A 14,005-nucleotide genomic window follows, 5' to 3' on the forward strand; every position below is an offset into this window, starting at 1 on the left:
GTCCTCGACGACGTGTACGACCTTCCAGGAGCGCCCTGTGATCATCGAGGATCTGTCCGAGCCGGAACTCGCCCTCTGGGAGGCGTTCCCCACAGCGCGTCCCGTGGATCTTCCCGGCAGCCCCGTCCGGGCCGCGATCATCGTCAGGATGGTGCTCGGCACCCAGGAGCGCCTCGCCGGGCAGGCACCCGGCGTGCACCTGTCCGGCGCCCGGATCACGGGCCGGCTGGACCTGTCGTACGCCGAGGTGCACCACCTGCTGATCTTGACCAGGTGCGAGTTCGAGGAGACGCCGGTCTTCACCGGAGCCCGCACCGGCCTGGTGGACCTCACGGCCTCCCGGGCACCCGGGCTGCACGCCGTGGACGCTGTGATCGGCGGGGCACTGCGCCTGGAAGGCTGCGAGCTGGCCGGCCCGATCCAGCTCGCCGGGGCCCACGTGTCCGGGACCCTGGATCTCAGCGGCGTGGCGATCCACGCACGTCAGGCCGTCCATGCCGATGGCCTGATCGTCGACCGTGATCTGCTGTGCGCGGACGCCGTCATCAACGGTGAATTACGCGTCGTCGGCGCCAGGATCGGCGGGACGATGACCCTCGACGGCGCACGGGTCGGGCGGCCAGGCGGCCTCAGCCTCACCGCCGAGGGGATCGTCATCGACGGCGGGCTGTCGTGTGCCCGCGGTTTCCGCTCCTCGGGGGAGCTGAGCGTGCAGGACGCCCGGATAGGGCGCCGGTGCGTCTTCAGCGGAGCGCGGCTGTCCAACCCGGACGGCGTCGCCATGAACGCGGAGAGACTCGTCGTCGAGGGCGCTCTGCGGCTCGATGACGGCTTCTCGGCCGAAGGCGAAGTCCTGCTGCGCGGAGCTCGCGTGGCCGGTTCGCTCCGAGTCGCGCAGGCGAGCCTCGCCAACCCGGGAGGACGCGCGCTGAACGCGCCGCTGATGGAGATCGGCAGCGGGCTGCGGCTCACACCGGGTCTTGTGGCGAACGGCGAGGTCTTTCTGGACTCCACCCAGGTCCGCGGATCGGTCAACTTCGACGGCGGGACGTTGTCCAACCCGGGTGCGACGGCGCTCTCCCTGCGCCGGCTGGCGGTCACCGGCAGGCTCAGCTGCAGCGAAGGCTTCCGTGCCGACGGGGAGATCGTGCTCATCGACGCCCGGGTCGAGAGCAGCATGGAGTTTCACGGCGCCGTCCTCAGTAATCCCGGCGGGCGGGTTCTGTCCATGTGGCAGGTGATCGCGGGCGGGCGCACCGACTGCTGTGAAGGCTTCGTGGCCACCGGAGACGTCTCGATCAGGAACTCCCGGATCGCCGCCACCCTGTGCTTCGCGGAGACCAAGATCGACGGTGACCTTCACCTCCGTGGTGTGGAAGCGGCTTCGCTGAAGATCGGGCCCGAGACGGAGCTGCTGCGGGCCGTCGACCTTCGCCACAGCCGGGTCGGCGTACTCGACGACGTTCCCAGCCAGTGGCCCGCTCACGTCCTGATGAACGGCTTCACCTACGACGGCCTGGAGGCTCCCCTGCCTGTCGAGGAGCGGCTCGACTGGCTGGCCAAGGACGACTACCAGCCTCAGCCCTATGAGCAACTGGCCGCCATCTACCGCCGGCAGGGCCACGACGAGGCCGCCCGGGACGTGCTGCTGGCCAAACAGCGTCGCCTCCGCTCGGGGCAGCGGCTCGGGGCACGGCTGTGGGGATTCGTACAGGACTGGACCGTCGGGTACGGCTACCGCCCCTTTCGTGCCGCACTCTGGCTCGCAGCCCTGCTCCTGGTCGGCACGGTCGTTTTCACCGCCCACGAGCCACCGGCCTTCAAACCGGGCGAGGCACCCCCCTTCAACGCCTTCCTCTACACCCTGGACCTGCTCCTGCCGATCATCAGCTTCGGGCAGGAGAGCGCCTTCGGCCCGCACGGCGCACAACAGTGGCTCGCCGCGGCGATGATCACCGCGGGGTGGATCCTGGCCACGACCATCGTGGCCGGCCTCACGCGCGCACTCTCCCGCCAATGACGCGACCAGCCGGCCAGGAAGCGGGCCGGCTCAGGCGACCGGGGGCCCTCAGCGGGAGGCCTCGTCCGCCTGAGCCGGCCCGTAGATCAGGTACACCACACCGGTGGTGAAGGTCTCCGACCTGATCAGCCGCAGCGGGACGGCGTCCGCGCCCTCGTCGAACAGGCGCTCGCCCTTGCGGACGGCGATCGGGTGCACGAGCAGGTGCAGCTCGTCCACCAGCCCTGCGGCCAGCAACTGGCGGACCACGGAGACCGACCCGCTGATGGCGATGGGGCCGCCCTGCTCGTTCTTCAGCTCCGTGACCGCCCGCACCAGGTCGCCCTGGAGCAGCTCGGAGTTGCGCCAGCTGAACTCCAGCGGCTGGCGGGACACGACGATCTTCCGCGCGTCGCCGAGCGTCTTGGCGAACCCGGCGTCCTCGCCGCCCTCCGCCTCCCGCTCGGGCCACGCTCCGGCGAAGCTGTCGTACGTCTTGCGCCCGAGGATCAGGGTGTCGGCCATCTGCGCCGTCACGGCGGCGCCCATCTCGTCGTTGAAGTACGGGAAGTGCCAGTCCGCGGGCTCCTCGACGACGCCGTCGAGCGAGATGAACAGGCTTGCCGCGATCTTCCTCATGGTGTTTCTCCAGGTGAGGGGCGGGGCCGTCCGGCCCTGCCGTGTTGGTGTGCCTGTAGTCTCGCGGGTCCGGCTTACGAAACCCTTCAGGTCTTCCTCACGCCGGGACGGCCGCGCCATAAGCTTGCTCGCTGATCACCGTCCGGCTCGGCGTTCCGTGCTACATGACCGGTTCGTGGACGCCGAGGCGGTCACGGAGGAAGGCGAGGATCTCCGCGCCCGCCGCCCTGGCCTGCGGCAGCACGCCCGGCATGCTGAGGAAGGCGTGACCCGTACCTGGATGTTCGGTGAGCCGCACCGAGGAGCCTGCCGCGCTCAGCTTCTCGGCGTAGGCGCGCCCGTGGTCGGCCAGCGGGTCCTCGGCCGGCACCACCACGAGCGCCGGGGCCAGCCCGCCCAGGTCACCGGCGTGCAGCGGGGACAGCGGACGCGGGTCGGTCCCCGGCGGCACGGCGAGCCCGGCGAAGAACCGCAGCTGCGGCACGGTGAGGGTCGGGGTGTCGGCGTACCGGGTCGTCGAGGCGTGCTCCAGCATCGCCTCCGTCACGTCCACGGCGGGGTTGACCAGCACCTGCGCCCGCAGGGGCAGCCCTGCGTCCCGGGCGCGGATGGCCGACAGGGCGCTGATCAGCGCTCCGCAGCTCTCGCCGAACACCGCGATCCTGGCCGGGTCCACGCCCCAGCGGGTGGGGTCGCGCACCACGTGCTGGAGCACGTCCCAGCCGTCGTCGGCGGCATCGGACAGAGGGCTGCCCGGCGCCACCAGGCGGTGCTCGACGGAGACGACGACCGCGGGCAGGTGGGCGGCGAGGTAACTGTTCACCCAGTCGCACTGCACCGCCGTACCCACGAACCCACCACCGTGCACGTGCACCACAACCGGCAGCCCGACCGCGTCCGGCGCCGGCCGGTAGACGCGGATCGGCAGGTCGCGGCCGGGCAGCGCCACCTCCTGCCACTCGATCACGGCGCCCGGATCCGGCTCCCCGGTGATCGCCCGTGCCTCCGGCGACGATCGCCTGCGGTTCTCCGCCTCGCGGAAGGCGAACAGCTCCTCGGCCGTCATCGCCGCCCAGTCCGGATCCCCGCCCAGGGCCTGCCGCCGCGCTTCCGTACCGCTGACTTCACTCACGCGTCCTCCATCCCATTTCCGCTACCCGAAGTATCGATACCCATAGTAGCGAAACCTGACCTCCTCGGCATGTGACGTAGAGCACATCGAGCACATCCACCAGACCGCCAGGACACCCCCGTTCCGGCCTCAACACCCTGGCCGAAATGGTCCTGCCACACTTCACCGAAGCCGGTACTCCCTGACCCCGCGCAGCACGAACGACACGCCCGAGCAGCGCTGGAACAATCACCATGTGAGAGATCATCCTGAGATCCCGGCCCCGCTCATCGTGACGGGGCACGGCCTGTTGCTGCGCGAATGGGACGAGGAAGACCTGCCTGACATGGTGGACCTGTTCGACGACCCGCAGGTGGCCCTGCGGACCCCGCTCGCCGCGCCGTTCACGCTGAGCGCCGCCCGCGACTACCTGGGCCGAGCGCGAGTGAACCAGGCGGACGGCCGGCAGCTCCAGCTCGCGATCACCACCGACGGCGGCCGGGCCAAGGGGGAGGTGCGGCTCAACCGCTCCACGGGCACGATCAGCTACATCGTGGGCGCGGCACATCGCGGACAACGCCTGGCCACCCGGGCGCTGCTGCTGATGACCGAATACGCTCACGAGGAACTGGGCTTGTCCCAGGTGTCGCTGGAGATCGAACCGGACAACCACCCCAGCGTCGCCGTGGCCCGAGCCGCCGGTTTCCGCCTCACCAACGCGCCTCCAGAAGTGGTCACGGTCCGGGACCGCAGCTACACCCTCCACGTCTGGTCCCATCAACCATCCGCCTGACCCTGCGCCGGGGCTCTCGGGGCGGCCGATGGGCAGACGTGCGTGCCGGTGCCCGACATATCCGTCTCGCGGCCATATCAGTCACTCGGTCGCCGGCCCAGCTCGCCTCGGTGCCTCGCCGACATCGCCGTACGTGAGCGAAGGCCACCGGTCCGCGGCCCACTCCGGCCAGCCCGGCCACCCCGGTGGCGGGCCGGGAATGTCGCCGAGCTCGTCGGCATTGGGCGCCTCGAATCGTTCGCGCCAGCTGCCGACATCCGCCTCGCTCATCGGGAACGTCGTGTGCGGCGCGGTCGCCTGACGGTGTGCGATCCGGGCGCGCTGGACCTCGGGGTCGATGGGCAGGTAGACGACGTGGCAGTCGGCTCCGGCCGTCGTTGCCAGCCGGCGCAGTGCCGAGCGTTCGTCACGGCTCCAGAGCCCGAAGTCGAGCACGACGCTGGTGCCGAGCCGGAGCACCCGCAGGGCCACGGCGATGAGCCGTCCTTCCAGGAGGTCGCGCTTGCCGTCGGGCTGCGACCCGTCGAACAGGGAGATCATCCACTCGTCCGGGGTCAGCCGCAGCGCGTGGTGCGCCGTGGCGAGTTCTTCGGCCCGGGTGGTCTTCCCGGCACCGGGAAGCCCGACCATCAGAAACAGCTGAGCGCGTCGGGCGCGCACGTCATGGCCCGGCTTCCCTTTCGCGCTCGCTTGCGCTCTCGTTTTCGCTTTCGCTTGGTCGGCGGCGGCTGACCTGTCTGCGTCGCCGGCGCTGTCGTCGGCGACGTCGGCTCGGAACGTCTCGAACGCGTGCGGAACAGGCCCTTGACCTGCTGAATGGAACTGCTGCGACATGGATGTGCTCCCCGGATCACACGGGACGGCCCGGCAGCACAGCGAGACACGCGAGAGGGCTGCCGGCGGGACACTGATCCGGCGGTACGCAGTGACACCCACCCCGGCGGGGCAGGCACTGAGGCCGCGGTCTACGGCGACCGCGATACCGCCGCTAAGCGGCGGCGCGGATGTTCATCGCGGCGAAGCAACCCATACCGCCACCATATCCGAGCGCACCGGCATGGTCACCAGCCTCGGCCGCGTGCGGCAACCGTTCGGCCCCGTCACCGCCGATCCGTTCGGTCGTGTCGCCGTCGATCCGTGAAGAGAGCGACTCGGCGGAACACCACGATGGACATAACGACTATCGTTATTTACGATTATCGTTATGTCTACGAAATGGCTCACCCGGCTCCAGATCCTGCTGACCTTCTTCCTGATCCTGGCCTGCTTCGGCGCCTTAGCCATGCTGTTCTCCACTGTCGTGATCGCGTTCGTCGGCACCACCAACGGCACCGGGGTGCCCCTACGCGTGCTCGACGTGCCGATCGAAGGCATGGCGGCGCCGGGTGCCGTGATCGAGAGCGCGTCCGCCGACGTGACGGTCCTTCCCCAGGGGCCCGCGCCGCTGGTCGGCCTGCTCTTCCTGCTTCTGTGGGCACCGGGCGTCGTGACCACCCTGCTCGCCCTGTTCACCGTCGTCCGCGCGCTGAGCCGGGCCGGCGCAGGAGACAGGGCGCTGTTCTCTTCCGTCACCGCCGGCCACCTGCGCCGCCTCGGCTGGATCCTGATCATCGGCTCGCTCGCCACCGGCGTGCTCAGCATGGTGGCCGAGCCGATCCTGGCCTCCATGCTGCTGAGCAAGAGCTACCGGTTCTACGCCCCGCCGGCCGGGGTGCTGGCCGGCGTCGTGGCAGGAGTGGCGATACTGGCCGTGTCGGAGATCGTACGGCGTGGCCTGAGGTTGCTGGAAGAGACCGAGGCGACCATTTGACGGCCGAACCGACCATCCGCGTACGACTGGATGAACTGCTCAAAGAGCGCGGCATGACGCTCACCGAGCTGTCGAATCGGGTCCAGATCACCGTCGTCAACCTGTCCATCCTGAAGAACGGCCACGCCAAGGCGATCCGTTTCTCCACCCTCATGCGTTTGTGCGACGCCCTCGACTGTCAGCCAGGAGACCTGCTCCAGTACGAGCGGTCATAGGGGGCAGAGGCGACCTGGCACCAGGCCGACCAGCGGTTCCGGCGGGCCCACGAACTCCGGCAACTGTGGGGGTGCGCCGACGAACAGCCGGCCTACCCCCACGCTCGACGCCTGCCCGACCGTCCGCTGAATCAGATGGGCCGAAGGTAGAAAGTACACGGACTTCGGTCCCGAGCAGACGCCGGGCCCGCCGCTGTTGAGGGAGAAGCGCTGGATGAAGTAGAGACTGCCCGGACACGCCGCCCCTACGGTCCGATGGTGGCGGTGCGGCCCGGAATTATCGACGCTTGGCGGACGTCCGCGCTCCGGCCTCTGCCTCCTCGGAAGTGCGGCCGGCACTCCAGATCATCGTCCGCTGGTGGACCCGGCGGCCGTCGTGCCGGAGGCCGGGCACCAGTGGTGCCGGGCCGTGCTCGGCGAAGCCCATGCGCTCAAAGAACCGCACCGCCCGGGTGTTCTCGACCAGGGTCTGCAGGTGACAGCCGGGAGATCCGGCCTTCCTGAGCCGGTCAAGCCACCGGCTCATCAGCCCGTCGGCGGCACCTGTCCCTCGCGCCTCGGGTGCCACGTTGATGTGCAGGTGCGCGGGCCACCTGGCGTCGGCGAACTCGCCGACGCCAGGCTCCCTGCGGACCGCGGCCCACGCCAGATCGGCCAGGCTGCGCGCGAAGAAGGCCGCGGGCCTGGGTCGGAAGACCAGCCGGTAGGTCCGCATCGCCTTCTCCATGCGCTCACCCTCCCCGGGGAACTTCACACTGTCGAGGCATCCCGTCAGGTAGCCGACCAGGGCGCCCCCGGCGACGGCGACGAAGAGCGAATCCGGCTCCAGCTCCATGTAGGGATCAAGGTAGACGGCCGCCTCCGAGTCCACGTGCCCCCACAGCGACGCCGTGGGAGCGCCCTCGCCCACGCGCTCGAACAGCTCGCGCAGCTCGGCGCGGTCACTCGGTGCGAACGTACGGATCTCCATGACGCCTCGCTCACTATGTACAGCCTACTCTGTACGACATACACGATTACTATGCTATATGACGTACACAGATTCCGACCGCACGAGAGGATGTTCGATGGCAGAGCTGCCACCCGTCGTGGCGCGGATGTGGGACCGTGAACCCACCACGCGCAGAGGCCCCAGGCCGCGCCTGGACCTGGCCACGATCACGATGGCCGCCATCGAGATCGCCGACACCGAGGGGCTGGCCGCCGTCTCCATGAGCAACGTCGCCGCCCAGGTGGGCGTCGCTCCGATGGCGCTCTACCGGTACGTCGGCAGCAAGGACGAACTGCTGACCGTCATGGCCGACAGCGCCGTGCCCCCACCGCCCGAACGCGAGAACCTGTCCTGGCGCGCCTACCTCGCCACGTGGACCCGGCTCACCCGCGACCTCCTGCTGTCCCGGCCCTGGCTGCTGGACCTGCGCCAGAGCACCCCGCCCATGGGGCCGCGGCGACTGCTCTGGCTTGACCGGGCCCTGGACGCGCTGTCCGGTACCGGGCTGGACGACAGCCAGAAGTTCAACGCCGCCACGGTGCTGGCCGGCTACGCCCTCACCGACGCCACACTCACGCACTCGCTCGGCGCCGGTGGCAAGGAGCTCGCGGCCAGGGCCAAGGGAGCCGCCGAGTACGGCGAGATACTCACCGAGGTCCTGGACCCCGCGACGTACCCGGCGTTGTCGGCCATGATGCGCTCCGGCCTGCTCAGGGACTCCACCGGCTGGACGGAGGACGCCGACTTCCGGTTCGGCCTCGACCTCCTGCTGGACGGCATAGAGGCGCTGATCGCCCGCCCAGCCCGGTAGCCGGCCCCCGGCCGCTGGGTGAGGAGGAACGCGAATATCACCTGGCGGCGGGGGATTTTTAGGCCGGGCCTGCTCGATCACGTGCAGGCCGATCTTCCGCTCTCGCGGATCGGCGCCGAGCGTGACCGGATGCAGGACCGACCGGGACAGCCGATCCAGGCGGGTGACCTTCAAGGTGTCGCCCTAGCGCAGCGGTTGCGATACGAGATCGAGCTTTTGGGCGTGAGGCCTTCGCACCCGAGGCGCGGTCGAGGTGGATGTTCTCGCGTGCCACCCCTGCGCGCATCAGCACGTCGATCTGGTGATCGAGGTTCTGGTCCGCGGTCGACACCGCGCGTAGCCGAACAACAAGCGTCGAAATCTACTCTGCGAACCGTTCACCGACATGGAAAACCGGCACGAGTTGTCGACACATCTGAGCTGAGGCTCCGTGATCGGCTCGCGCGGTGTCGGCAGACGGTCGTTACTTGACACTGAGACGACCCACCTCGCAATCACACAGAGCAACAGCGGCTGCTCAGCGTTACTTTGCGGCTGGCGACGCGGACCCGAGTGGGGGCCTGAGAAAGCCCAGAGTTCAGGCGAACTGAAGGTTCTTCAGCGGGAACTCACGTGGGTTCGGCATCTCAAGGTCTGTTCGCCTCGTGGGTTCGGCGCACTGAACGTCGCAAAGAGTGTCAGCGGAGAGCGGCTTCGAGCGCCTCCGGCAGAGCAGTGTCGGTGATGACCAGGTCGTCGCCCAGGTTGAGGATGCGCACCTCGCCGTGATCGAGTTCGAGCCGGAGGCCGATCTCGGTCTCGATCCGGTGGTCGATGATGCGGTGAACGGCTCGGATCGACTGACCGATGAATCGGCTCATCAGAAAGTCCTCTGTGGCGGGACCGACGGTGACCTGGCCGTACTCGTCCATGTCATAGGAGTTGTGTGGTTGATCGAGCGTCAGCTCGAGTGAGGCGTTGGGGGCGGTGTGAAAGCGGACCGGGCCGAGATCGCTGATGTGTAACCACATGTGCACCAGTGAGGCTTGATTGTCGCTGGGGTGGGTGTGCCAGGACACCGTCACCTGGAGCAGCCTTCGGCTGACGAGCTCATCACCGGAGATCACGACGCCTATGGTGTCACGGTGGTTCGGGCGTTTCCGCAGCGGTCTGCAAGAGGTGGCGAGCGGCGTTGGCGTAGCGGATGGCGGTCTTGTCGTCGATGCCGAACACGGTGGCCAGATGTAGGGGATCGGGGCCGCGGGTCAGAGCCTCTTCGAGTTGGCGGTCGATGCGAAGGCGCTCCAGGGTGGCGGTCAGGCCCCGAACGGCGTTGGTGACCCAGAGCTTGCCCACCGGGGAGTTCTCCATCGCGGTGTGCTGAGTGAGCAGCAGGTGGGGGTTGGCGGTGTTCGGCCAGCGGCTGCGCCGGTAGTCCAGCCAGGCGAGGAGCGCTTGACGGGTGAGCTCGTCGAGGGGCCGAGGGTGACCGCCGATGGTGATGCGATGGTTGCCCAGGTCGATGTCGTCGAGCCGCAGGTCGCGGATCATCTTGGGCCGCGCCGCGTGGATGGCGGCCAGGGCGAGAATGAGGCGGATCGCCGGGGTCGTCGCGGTGGCGACGGCGCGGTCGATCTCGCCGGAGGCGAGGGGGAGGATCACCTTGTCCGGCCGGCGGGCGATGCGGATGCGGAGGGTGGGATCGCGAAAGATCCGTCCGGTTTTCCTGCAAAAGCGCATGAGCGAGCGCAGTGCCACGATGGTGTTCTCCCGTTTGGCGCCCTGCAGGGTGTCCTTGATGGCCACGACGTCGTCGCGGGTGACCTCGCGAAGATGATCGTAGGTGCCTGACCAGGCGAGCAGGACGGGCTGGATCTCGGTGAGGTAGCTCCAGACGGTCTGGATGCTGCGAGCTCGCTGGCGCGGCCCGCCCTCGTGCAGGAGGTGGGCCCATGCCTCGACGTCGGCGGCGATGCCGGGAGCGAGGCCGCTCAGCTTGCCGGCCAGCCAGCGGTCGAAGGCGGGGACACGGTCGTCGTCGAGCAGGCCGATGCGGGCGAGCACCTCCATGGTGCGTCCGACGCTGAGGCCGTGATGACGCAGCGCAGGAAACAGTTCCGAGAAGCGGATCATGTCGTCGGCAGTGTGGGTGGACAGCAGCACGACCAGGGCCCGGTCGACGTCACTGATGACCCGCCGGGTCCAGCCCCGAGCCTCGGCAAGAGCAACCGCCGCCGCGCGGGCCGCGCGCAAGGCCGGATTGGTCGGGTCGGCGTGCCGGTGTCGGTTGAATCTGGTGTAGTCGCGACGCAATGCGATGGGCAGCCGCAGCTGAGTCCAGCAGACAGGTGCGGTTACTGGTTCAGCGGGCGGCGGTTGAGGACGGCGGCGTCGGCGTCCCTGCCGTCCGATGCGCGGCCCGGGGCCTTGGGATCGCTGCCGGTGCATGTTGCTGAGGAACAGTTGCTGGCAGGTGAGCCTGCATAGGAATGGTTCCAGCACGGTGACCTGGTCTTTGGCCTCCAGGCTCGCCTGTAGCCAGCACAGCCGGCAGTACCCCTTCTTGATGGGGACTGCTCGGTGGCAGCTTGCGCACTCGCCGACCGGATGGAGCTGGCCGAAGGTGTAGCAGGCGCGGCAGTATCGGCCCGGGAGCACGCCCCAGGCAAAGCAGCCCACGCAGGTCGCCGCCGGTTTGGTCGGGGAGATGAGGCCCATCAGACGGGTGGCAGCGACCGTCCGTCCCGTCGCTTGGGCGTCACCACAGGCGTCTCGCCCACGGCTGTGACGTGGACCTGGCCGCTCTCGGCAGGAGCGGGCACGAGCTCCGGTTCGGGGATCAGCAGCTCTGCGATGCCGCAGCCGAGCACGGCGCAGATGACGTCCAGATCCTCCAGCTTGACGCTGGCCGGATGGCCCGACCACAGGCCGGACATCTTCCCGGCGCTGATCACCATGCCGCGTTCGGCGAGCAGACGCTGCAGCTCGCTGGCCTTCCAGATGCCGCGGTTGGCGGCGGCCAGGCGCAGGTTCCACTTCATGGGATCAATCCCTTCAACCGGTCGGCGGCTCGTTGCTGTCCGGCGAGCCAGGCCTCTTCGACGTGCGTGCGATGGACGTGGATGTACTTCATCGTGGTGGCCACCCAGGCGTGACCGAGTGTCTCCTGGATAGCGATCAAGTCCATGCCGGCGAAGTAGAGCTGGCTGGCGCAAAAGTGCCGCAGAACGTGCGGTGTCAGCTTCTCTTTCCAGTCCGGCAGGTGTCGGACGGCGGCTTCGGCCAGCGCAGCGCGCAACGCTTCGGTGCCGACCCGGGCGGCGCTGCCGTCGGCGTTCTTGCGCTCGGAGGGCAGGAGCGGGACGCCGTGACGGGTGTGGTCGTCGCCAAAATGGCCCCAGACGTCCTCGACGAACCAGCGCAGCGTCCGGCCGGCATCGTTGATCAGCGGAACCATCCGCTCGCGCGGGCCGGAGCCGCGGGCGCCCTTGCCGAGGCGGACGTGGAGTTTGCCGAACCTGCCCAACTCCCATTTGACGTCGGCGAGGTCGAGGCTGCGAGCCTCGTTCACCCGCAGGCCGACCCCGGCCATCAGCCGGGCCGCAGTGTAGTTGCGGGCTGTGGGGGCGAACTTGCGACAGGTGGCAAGCTCTGCGCGCCAGCCGGCGAACAAGCGGGTGATCTGCTCGGCGCTGGGCGGGATCCGCAGCGCCGCGTCCTTCTGCCCGCGCGGCCGGTTCATCTCATCGATCGGGCACTCCACCACGTGCCCGGTCAGCTGATGGATCTCGATCTTGTGTCGTAGCTCCAGGAACAAGAAGTAGGTTTTGATCGCCTGGGCCCGCGACAGGCGGGTGCCCTTGGCCGCACCGCGTAGTACCTGGCCGAAGTAGGCGTCGGCGTCGGCCGGTTCCATCGACCACAACGGCCGGCCGAGCCACGCCCGGACCTGCTCGATGTGGATCACCTCAGAGCTGATCGTGGCGTCTGACAGGCCGGCAGCCGCACGCGCGAGCACGAACCCGGCCAGCACGTCGGTCTCGAACTCAACCAGCTCTTCAGGGCTGACCGGGGCGCGCGCCTCACGGAGGTCTCGCACGACGGACAGGCTCAACCCACGCCTCCTCGTCTTCACCGGCGATGTCAGACGATCGAGGAGAACGATAGACCTTCAGAATCTCTGAAGTCTCATCAACTTCGGAAACTCCCGGAGCCCCAAGCAGAAGGCGCAGGCCCAGGGACTCATCAAGCCACAGAGACCTCAAGGAACCCAAGACTTATCTCTTATCGACGGGGGCTGCCGAGGCTGGCCCACCTGCTGGTGCTCATCGGCGCGACCCTGCCGGCCTGGGGCCGGCTGGTGAACGCCTCCGAGTCGCTCGCGTGGCTGAGCCGCTAGCGCACCTACCAGGCGCTGCGTCCCCTCTGGCGAGCCCTGTACACGGCCAGTCCGCACATCGCCCTCCCCGTGTCCTGCGGACGAAGGTCACGATGAACAGGAGCCGTATAACGCCCTCGACCAGGTCGTCGATGGGCATGGGGGGGTGTGTCATGCGACCCTGCCCCGGAGCAGGCGAGCCACAGCAGGATCAACGCTGCTCGGGGCTCACGACACGGTTCTTACCGGCACCCCTGCCTGCCTCGCGGCCGTCACCCACCCCCCTCCCCGGGAGGTCTACCTGGCGACGATCAGGAACACCGGATGGCCGGGCGCGATCTGCTGGAACCGTTCCAGCGACGCCCCGGGACCGAGCCCGAGGTGGGGCCTGGCCCCGGGGGCGAGGGCGGCGTAGCGGCGCAGGATCTCGGCGCGCCCCTCGGGCGGGACCTCCTGCAGCACGATCGGGGTGTCACGCCCCCGGCGGTGCAGCACGGCCTGCCCGCCCGCGGCCTGTACGTTCCGCACCCAGTTCGCGTCCGGGCCGAGCATCGACACGAGGTACTCGGCACCCCGATGCTCGGTGACCACGATCGGGATCGAGGTGCGGCGCCCGGTGCGGCGGCCGGGCACCTTCAGGACCGCGGTCCGGCGCAGCGACAGCCACCGCGATCCGTAGATCAGCGCGTCGAGCCGGTTCGCGTGCCGCATGAGGGAGTTGGGCCGCCCGTACCGGTACATCCAGCGCTTGACCGCCGCCACCACCCGCACGACCTGCCCGGGGCTCATCCTCGCTTGCTCCACAGCAGCACGACTGAGGCGAGCCCGGCGAGGCAGGGGAGGACCTGCAGCCAGCCGAGCAGGGGTGCGAGCCCGACGTCGCCGCTGGTGTCCTGAACGGTCAGGCCGGTGAGCGCGACGCAGGCGGCGATCACGAGCAGGGCGCTCGCCACCCAGCGGGCCGACCCCTTGCCGAGGCGGACCAGCCAGGCGCTGCCGAGCCAGCCGATCAACCCCAGCGCCCCGATCGCGGCCAGGATCACCGTGTACGCCATGACGGCGCTGTCGATCTCCGCCGTCTGGTAGGCGGGGTAGCCGGCCCGGATGTGCTCGGCCAGGCCGACCCGGTCGATGAAGGCGAAGAGGGTCGCGAGCACCGTGAGAGCGGCGCCGACGTACATGGTCGCGAGAGCTCCACGCGTGCCGGACCTGGTTGCCGGGATGGTCATGAGGAGAGTCCTTCCGTGAAACGAGTGGGACCGACCGCGATACGAGCCGG

Annotated in this window: 15 protein-coding genes and 1 pseudogene; 6 read left to right on the plus strand and 10 right to left on the minus strand. The window is 69.0% G+C overall.

The genetic code is table 11. The annotated features are described in order from the left end of the window. The first annotated feature begins 37 nt into the window (after positions 1 to 37). A complete protein-coding gene (locus AB0C28_RS30490) occupies positions 38 to 2,020 on the plus strand; it encodes a hypothetical protein (protein WP_358079350.1) in 1,983 nt (660 codons plus the stop codon). A gap of 48 nt (positions 2,021 to 2,068) precedes the next feature. Here AB0C28_RS30490 and AB0C28_RS30495 read toward each other — a convergent pair whose 3' ends face one another. Then, positions 2,069 to 2,638, minus strand: coding sequence for a dihydrofolate reductase family protein (locus AB0C28_RS30495; protein WP_357861480.1), 570 nt, complete (start codon positions 2,636 to 2,638; stop codon positions 2,069 to 2,071). A gap of 160 nt (positions 2,639 to 2,798) precedes the next feature. Further along, on the minus strand, positions 2,799 to 3,770 hold the full coding sequence (locus AB0C28_RS30500; RefSeq protein WP_358079352.1) for an alpha/beta hydrolase: 972 nt from the start codon (positions 3,768 to 3,770) through the stop codon (positions 2,799 to 2,801). 235 nt (positions 3,771 to 4,005) lie between these two features. Here AB0C28_RS30500 and AB0C28_RS30505 point away from each other — a divergent pair, with 235 nt between their 5' ends. Beyond that, the gene (locus AB0C28_RS30505; RefSeq protein ID WP_358079354.1) at positions 4,006 to 4,542 is read left to right on the plus strand and encodes a GNAT family N-acetyltransferase; all 537 of its coding nucleotides are present in this window, start codon (positions 4,006 to 4,008) and stop codon (positions 4,540 to 4,542) included. A gap of 81 nt (positions 4,543 to 4,623) precedes the next feature. Here AB0C28_RS30505 and AB0C28_RS30510 read toward each other — a convergent pair whose 3' ends face one another. After that, the gene (locus AB0C28_RS30510; protein ID WP_358079356.1) at positions 4,624 to 5,172 is read right to left on the minus strand and encodes an ATP-binding protein; all 549 of its coding nucleotides are present in this window, start codon (positions 5,170 to 5,172) and stop codon (positions 4,624 to 4,626) included. 574 nt (positions 5,173 to 5,746) lie between these two features. Here AB0C28_RS30510 and AB0C28_RS30515 point away from each other — a divergent pair. Together AB0C28_RS30515 and AB0C28_RS30520 are read left to right on the plus strand one after the other, a co-directional pair. Beyond that, positions 5,747 to 6,352 carry a DUF2975 domain-containing protein gene (locus AB0C28_RS30515; protein WP_358079358.1) on the plus strand — a complete coding sequence of 202 codons (606 nt, stop codon included), beginning with the start codon at positions 5,747 to 5,749 and terminating at the stop codon, positions 6,350 to 6,352. Then, on the plus strand, positions 6,349 to 6,567 hold the full coding sequence (locus tag AB0C28_RS30520) for a helix-turn-helix transcriptional regulator (protein ID WP_357861470.1): 219 nt from the start codon (positions 6,349 to 6,351) through the stop codon (positions 6,565 to 6,567). The genes AB0C28_RS30515 and AB0C28_RS30520 overlap by 4 nt, the downstream gene beginning before the upstream one ends. Before the next feature lie 277 nt (positions 6,568 to 6,844). On the opposite strand, the gene AB0C28_RS30525 is transcribed toward AB0C28_RS30520, so the two are convergent. Further along, entirely contained in the window at positions 6,845 to 7,537 is a 693-nt protein-coding gene (locus AB0C28_RS30525) for a GNAT family N-acetyltransferase (protein ID WP_357861468.1), read from the minus strand. Positions 7,538 to 7,634: 97 nt separating this feature from the next. Here AB0C28_RS30525 and AB0C28_RS30530 point away from each other — a divergent pair, with 97 nt between their 5' ends. Continuing rightward, positions 7,635 to 8,369, plus strand: coding sequence for a TetR/AcrR family transcriptional regulator (locus AB0C28_RS30530; RefSeq protein ID WP_358079360.1), 735 nt, complete (start codon positions 7,635 to 7,637; stop codon positions 8,367 to 8,369). A 677-nt stretch (positions 8,370 to 9,046) separates the two neighbouring features. On the opposite strand, the gene AB0C28_RS30535 is transcribed toward AB0C28_RS30530, so the two are convergent. From AB0C28_RS30535 to AB0C28_RS30550, 4 genes are read right to left on the minus strand one after another with little or no spacing between them, the layout of a single operon-like run. Next, positions 9,047 to 9,433 (minus strand): hypothetical protein, encoded by a 387-nt coding sequence (locus AB0C28_RS30535; protein WP_358079362.1) that lies wholly within the window; start codon positions 9,431 to 9,433, stop codon positions 9,047 to 9,049. A gap of 55 nt (positions 9,434 to 9,488) precedes the next feature. Beyond that, a complete protein-coding gene (locus AB0C28_RS30540) occupies positions 9,489 to 11,066 on the minus strand; it encodes a hypothetical protein (RefSeq protein ID WP_358079364.1) in 1,578 nt (525 codons plus the stop codon). After that, positions 11,066 to 11,389 carry a helix-turn-helix transcriptional regulator gene (locus AB0C28_RS30545; protein WP_358079366.1) on the minus strand — a complete coding sequence of 108 codons (324 nt, stop codon included), beginning with the start codon at positions 11,387 to 11,389 and terminating at the stop codon, positions 11,066 to 11,068. The genes AB0C28_RS30540 and AB0C28_RS30545 overlap by 1 nt, the downstream gene beginning before the upstream one ends. Continuing rightward, on the minus strand, positions 11,386 to 12,462 hold the full coding sequence (locus AB0C28_RS30550; RefSeq protein ID WP_358079368.1) for a site-specific integrase: 1,077 nt from the start codon (positions 12,460 to 12,462) through the stop codon (positions 11,386 to 11,388). The genes AB0C28_RS30545 and AB0C28_RS30550 overlap by 4 nt, the downstream gene beginning before the upstream one ends. A gap of 297 nt (positions 12,463 to 12,759) precedes the next feature. Here AB0C28_RS30550 and AB0C28_RS30555 point away from each other — a divergent pair. Next, a pseudogene (locus AB0C28_RS30555) lies at positions 12,760 to 12,843 on the plus strand (DUF6545 domain-containing protein); the annotation flags it as partial. Positions 12,844 to 13,023: 180 nt separating this feature from the next. Here the strand turns inward: AB0C28_RS30555 and AB0C28_RS30560 are convergent. Further along, positions 13,024 to 13,515 (minus strand): nitroreductase/quinone reductase family protein, encoded by a 492-nt coding sequence (locus tag AB0C28_RS30560; RefSeq protein ID WP_358079370.1) that lies wholly within the window; start codon positions 13,513 to 13,515, stop codon positions 13,024 to 13,026. After that, positions 13,512 to 13,955 (minus strand): hypothetical protein, encoded by a 444-nt coding sequence (locus AB0C28_RS30565; RefSeq protein WP_357861458.1) that lies wholly within the window; start codon positions 13,953 to 13,955, stop codon positions 13,512 to 13,514. The genes AB0C28_RS30560 and AB0C28_RS30565 overlap by 4 nt, the downstream gene beginning before the upstream one ends. Between the last annotated feature and the right edge of the window lie 50 nt (positions 13,956 to 14,005).

The organism is Nonomuraea sp. NPDC048892 (assembly GCF_040649735.1).
In the GTDB taxonomy this organism is placed as follows: Bacteria; Actinomycetota; Actinomycetes; order Streptosporangiales; family Streptosporangiaceae; genus Nonomuraea; species Nonomuraea maheshkhaliensis.

Bases quoted from the DNA above. Each gene is read 5' to 3' on its own strand.
- AB0C28_RS30495 (WP_357861480.1), bottom strand. From the start codon at position 2,638: ATGAGGAAGATCGCGGCAAGCCTGTTCATCTCGCTCGACGGCGTCGTC.
- AB0C28_RS30560 (WP_358079370.1), bottom strand. From the start codon at position 13,515: ATGAGCCCCGGGCAGGTCGTGCGGGTGGTGGCGGCGGTCAAGCGCTGG.
- AB0C28_RS30515 (WP_358079358.1), top strand. From the start codon at position 5,747: ATGTCTACGAAATGGCTCACCCGGCTCCAGATCCTGCTGACCTTCTTC.
- AB0C28_RS30540 (WP_358079364.1), bottom strand. From the start codon at position 11,066: ATGGGCCTCATCTCCCCGACCAAACCGGCGGCGACCTGCGTGGGCTGC.
- AB0C28_RS30530 (WP_358079360.1), top strand. From the start codon at position 7,635: ATGGCAGAGCTGCCACCCGTCGTGGCGCGGATGTGGGACCGTGAACCC.
- AB0C28_RS30565 (WP_357861458.1), bottom strand. From the start codon at position 13,955: ATGACCATCCCGGCAACCAGGTCCGGCACGCGTGGAGCTCTCGCGACC.
- AB0C28_RS30510 (WP_358079356.1), bottom strand. From the start codon at position 5,172: ATGGTCGGGCTTCCCGGTGCCGGGAAGACCACCCGGGCCGAAGAACTC.
- AB0C28_RS30545 (WP_358079366.1), bottom strand. From the start codon at position 11,389: ATGAAGTGGAACCTGCGCCTGGCCGCCGCCAACCGCGGCATCTGGAAG.
- AB0C28_RS30525 (WP_357861468.1), bottom strand. From the start codon at position 7,537: ATGGAGATCCGTACGTTCGCACCGAGTGACCGCGCCGAGCTGCGCGAG.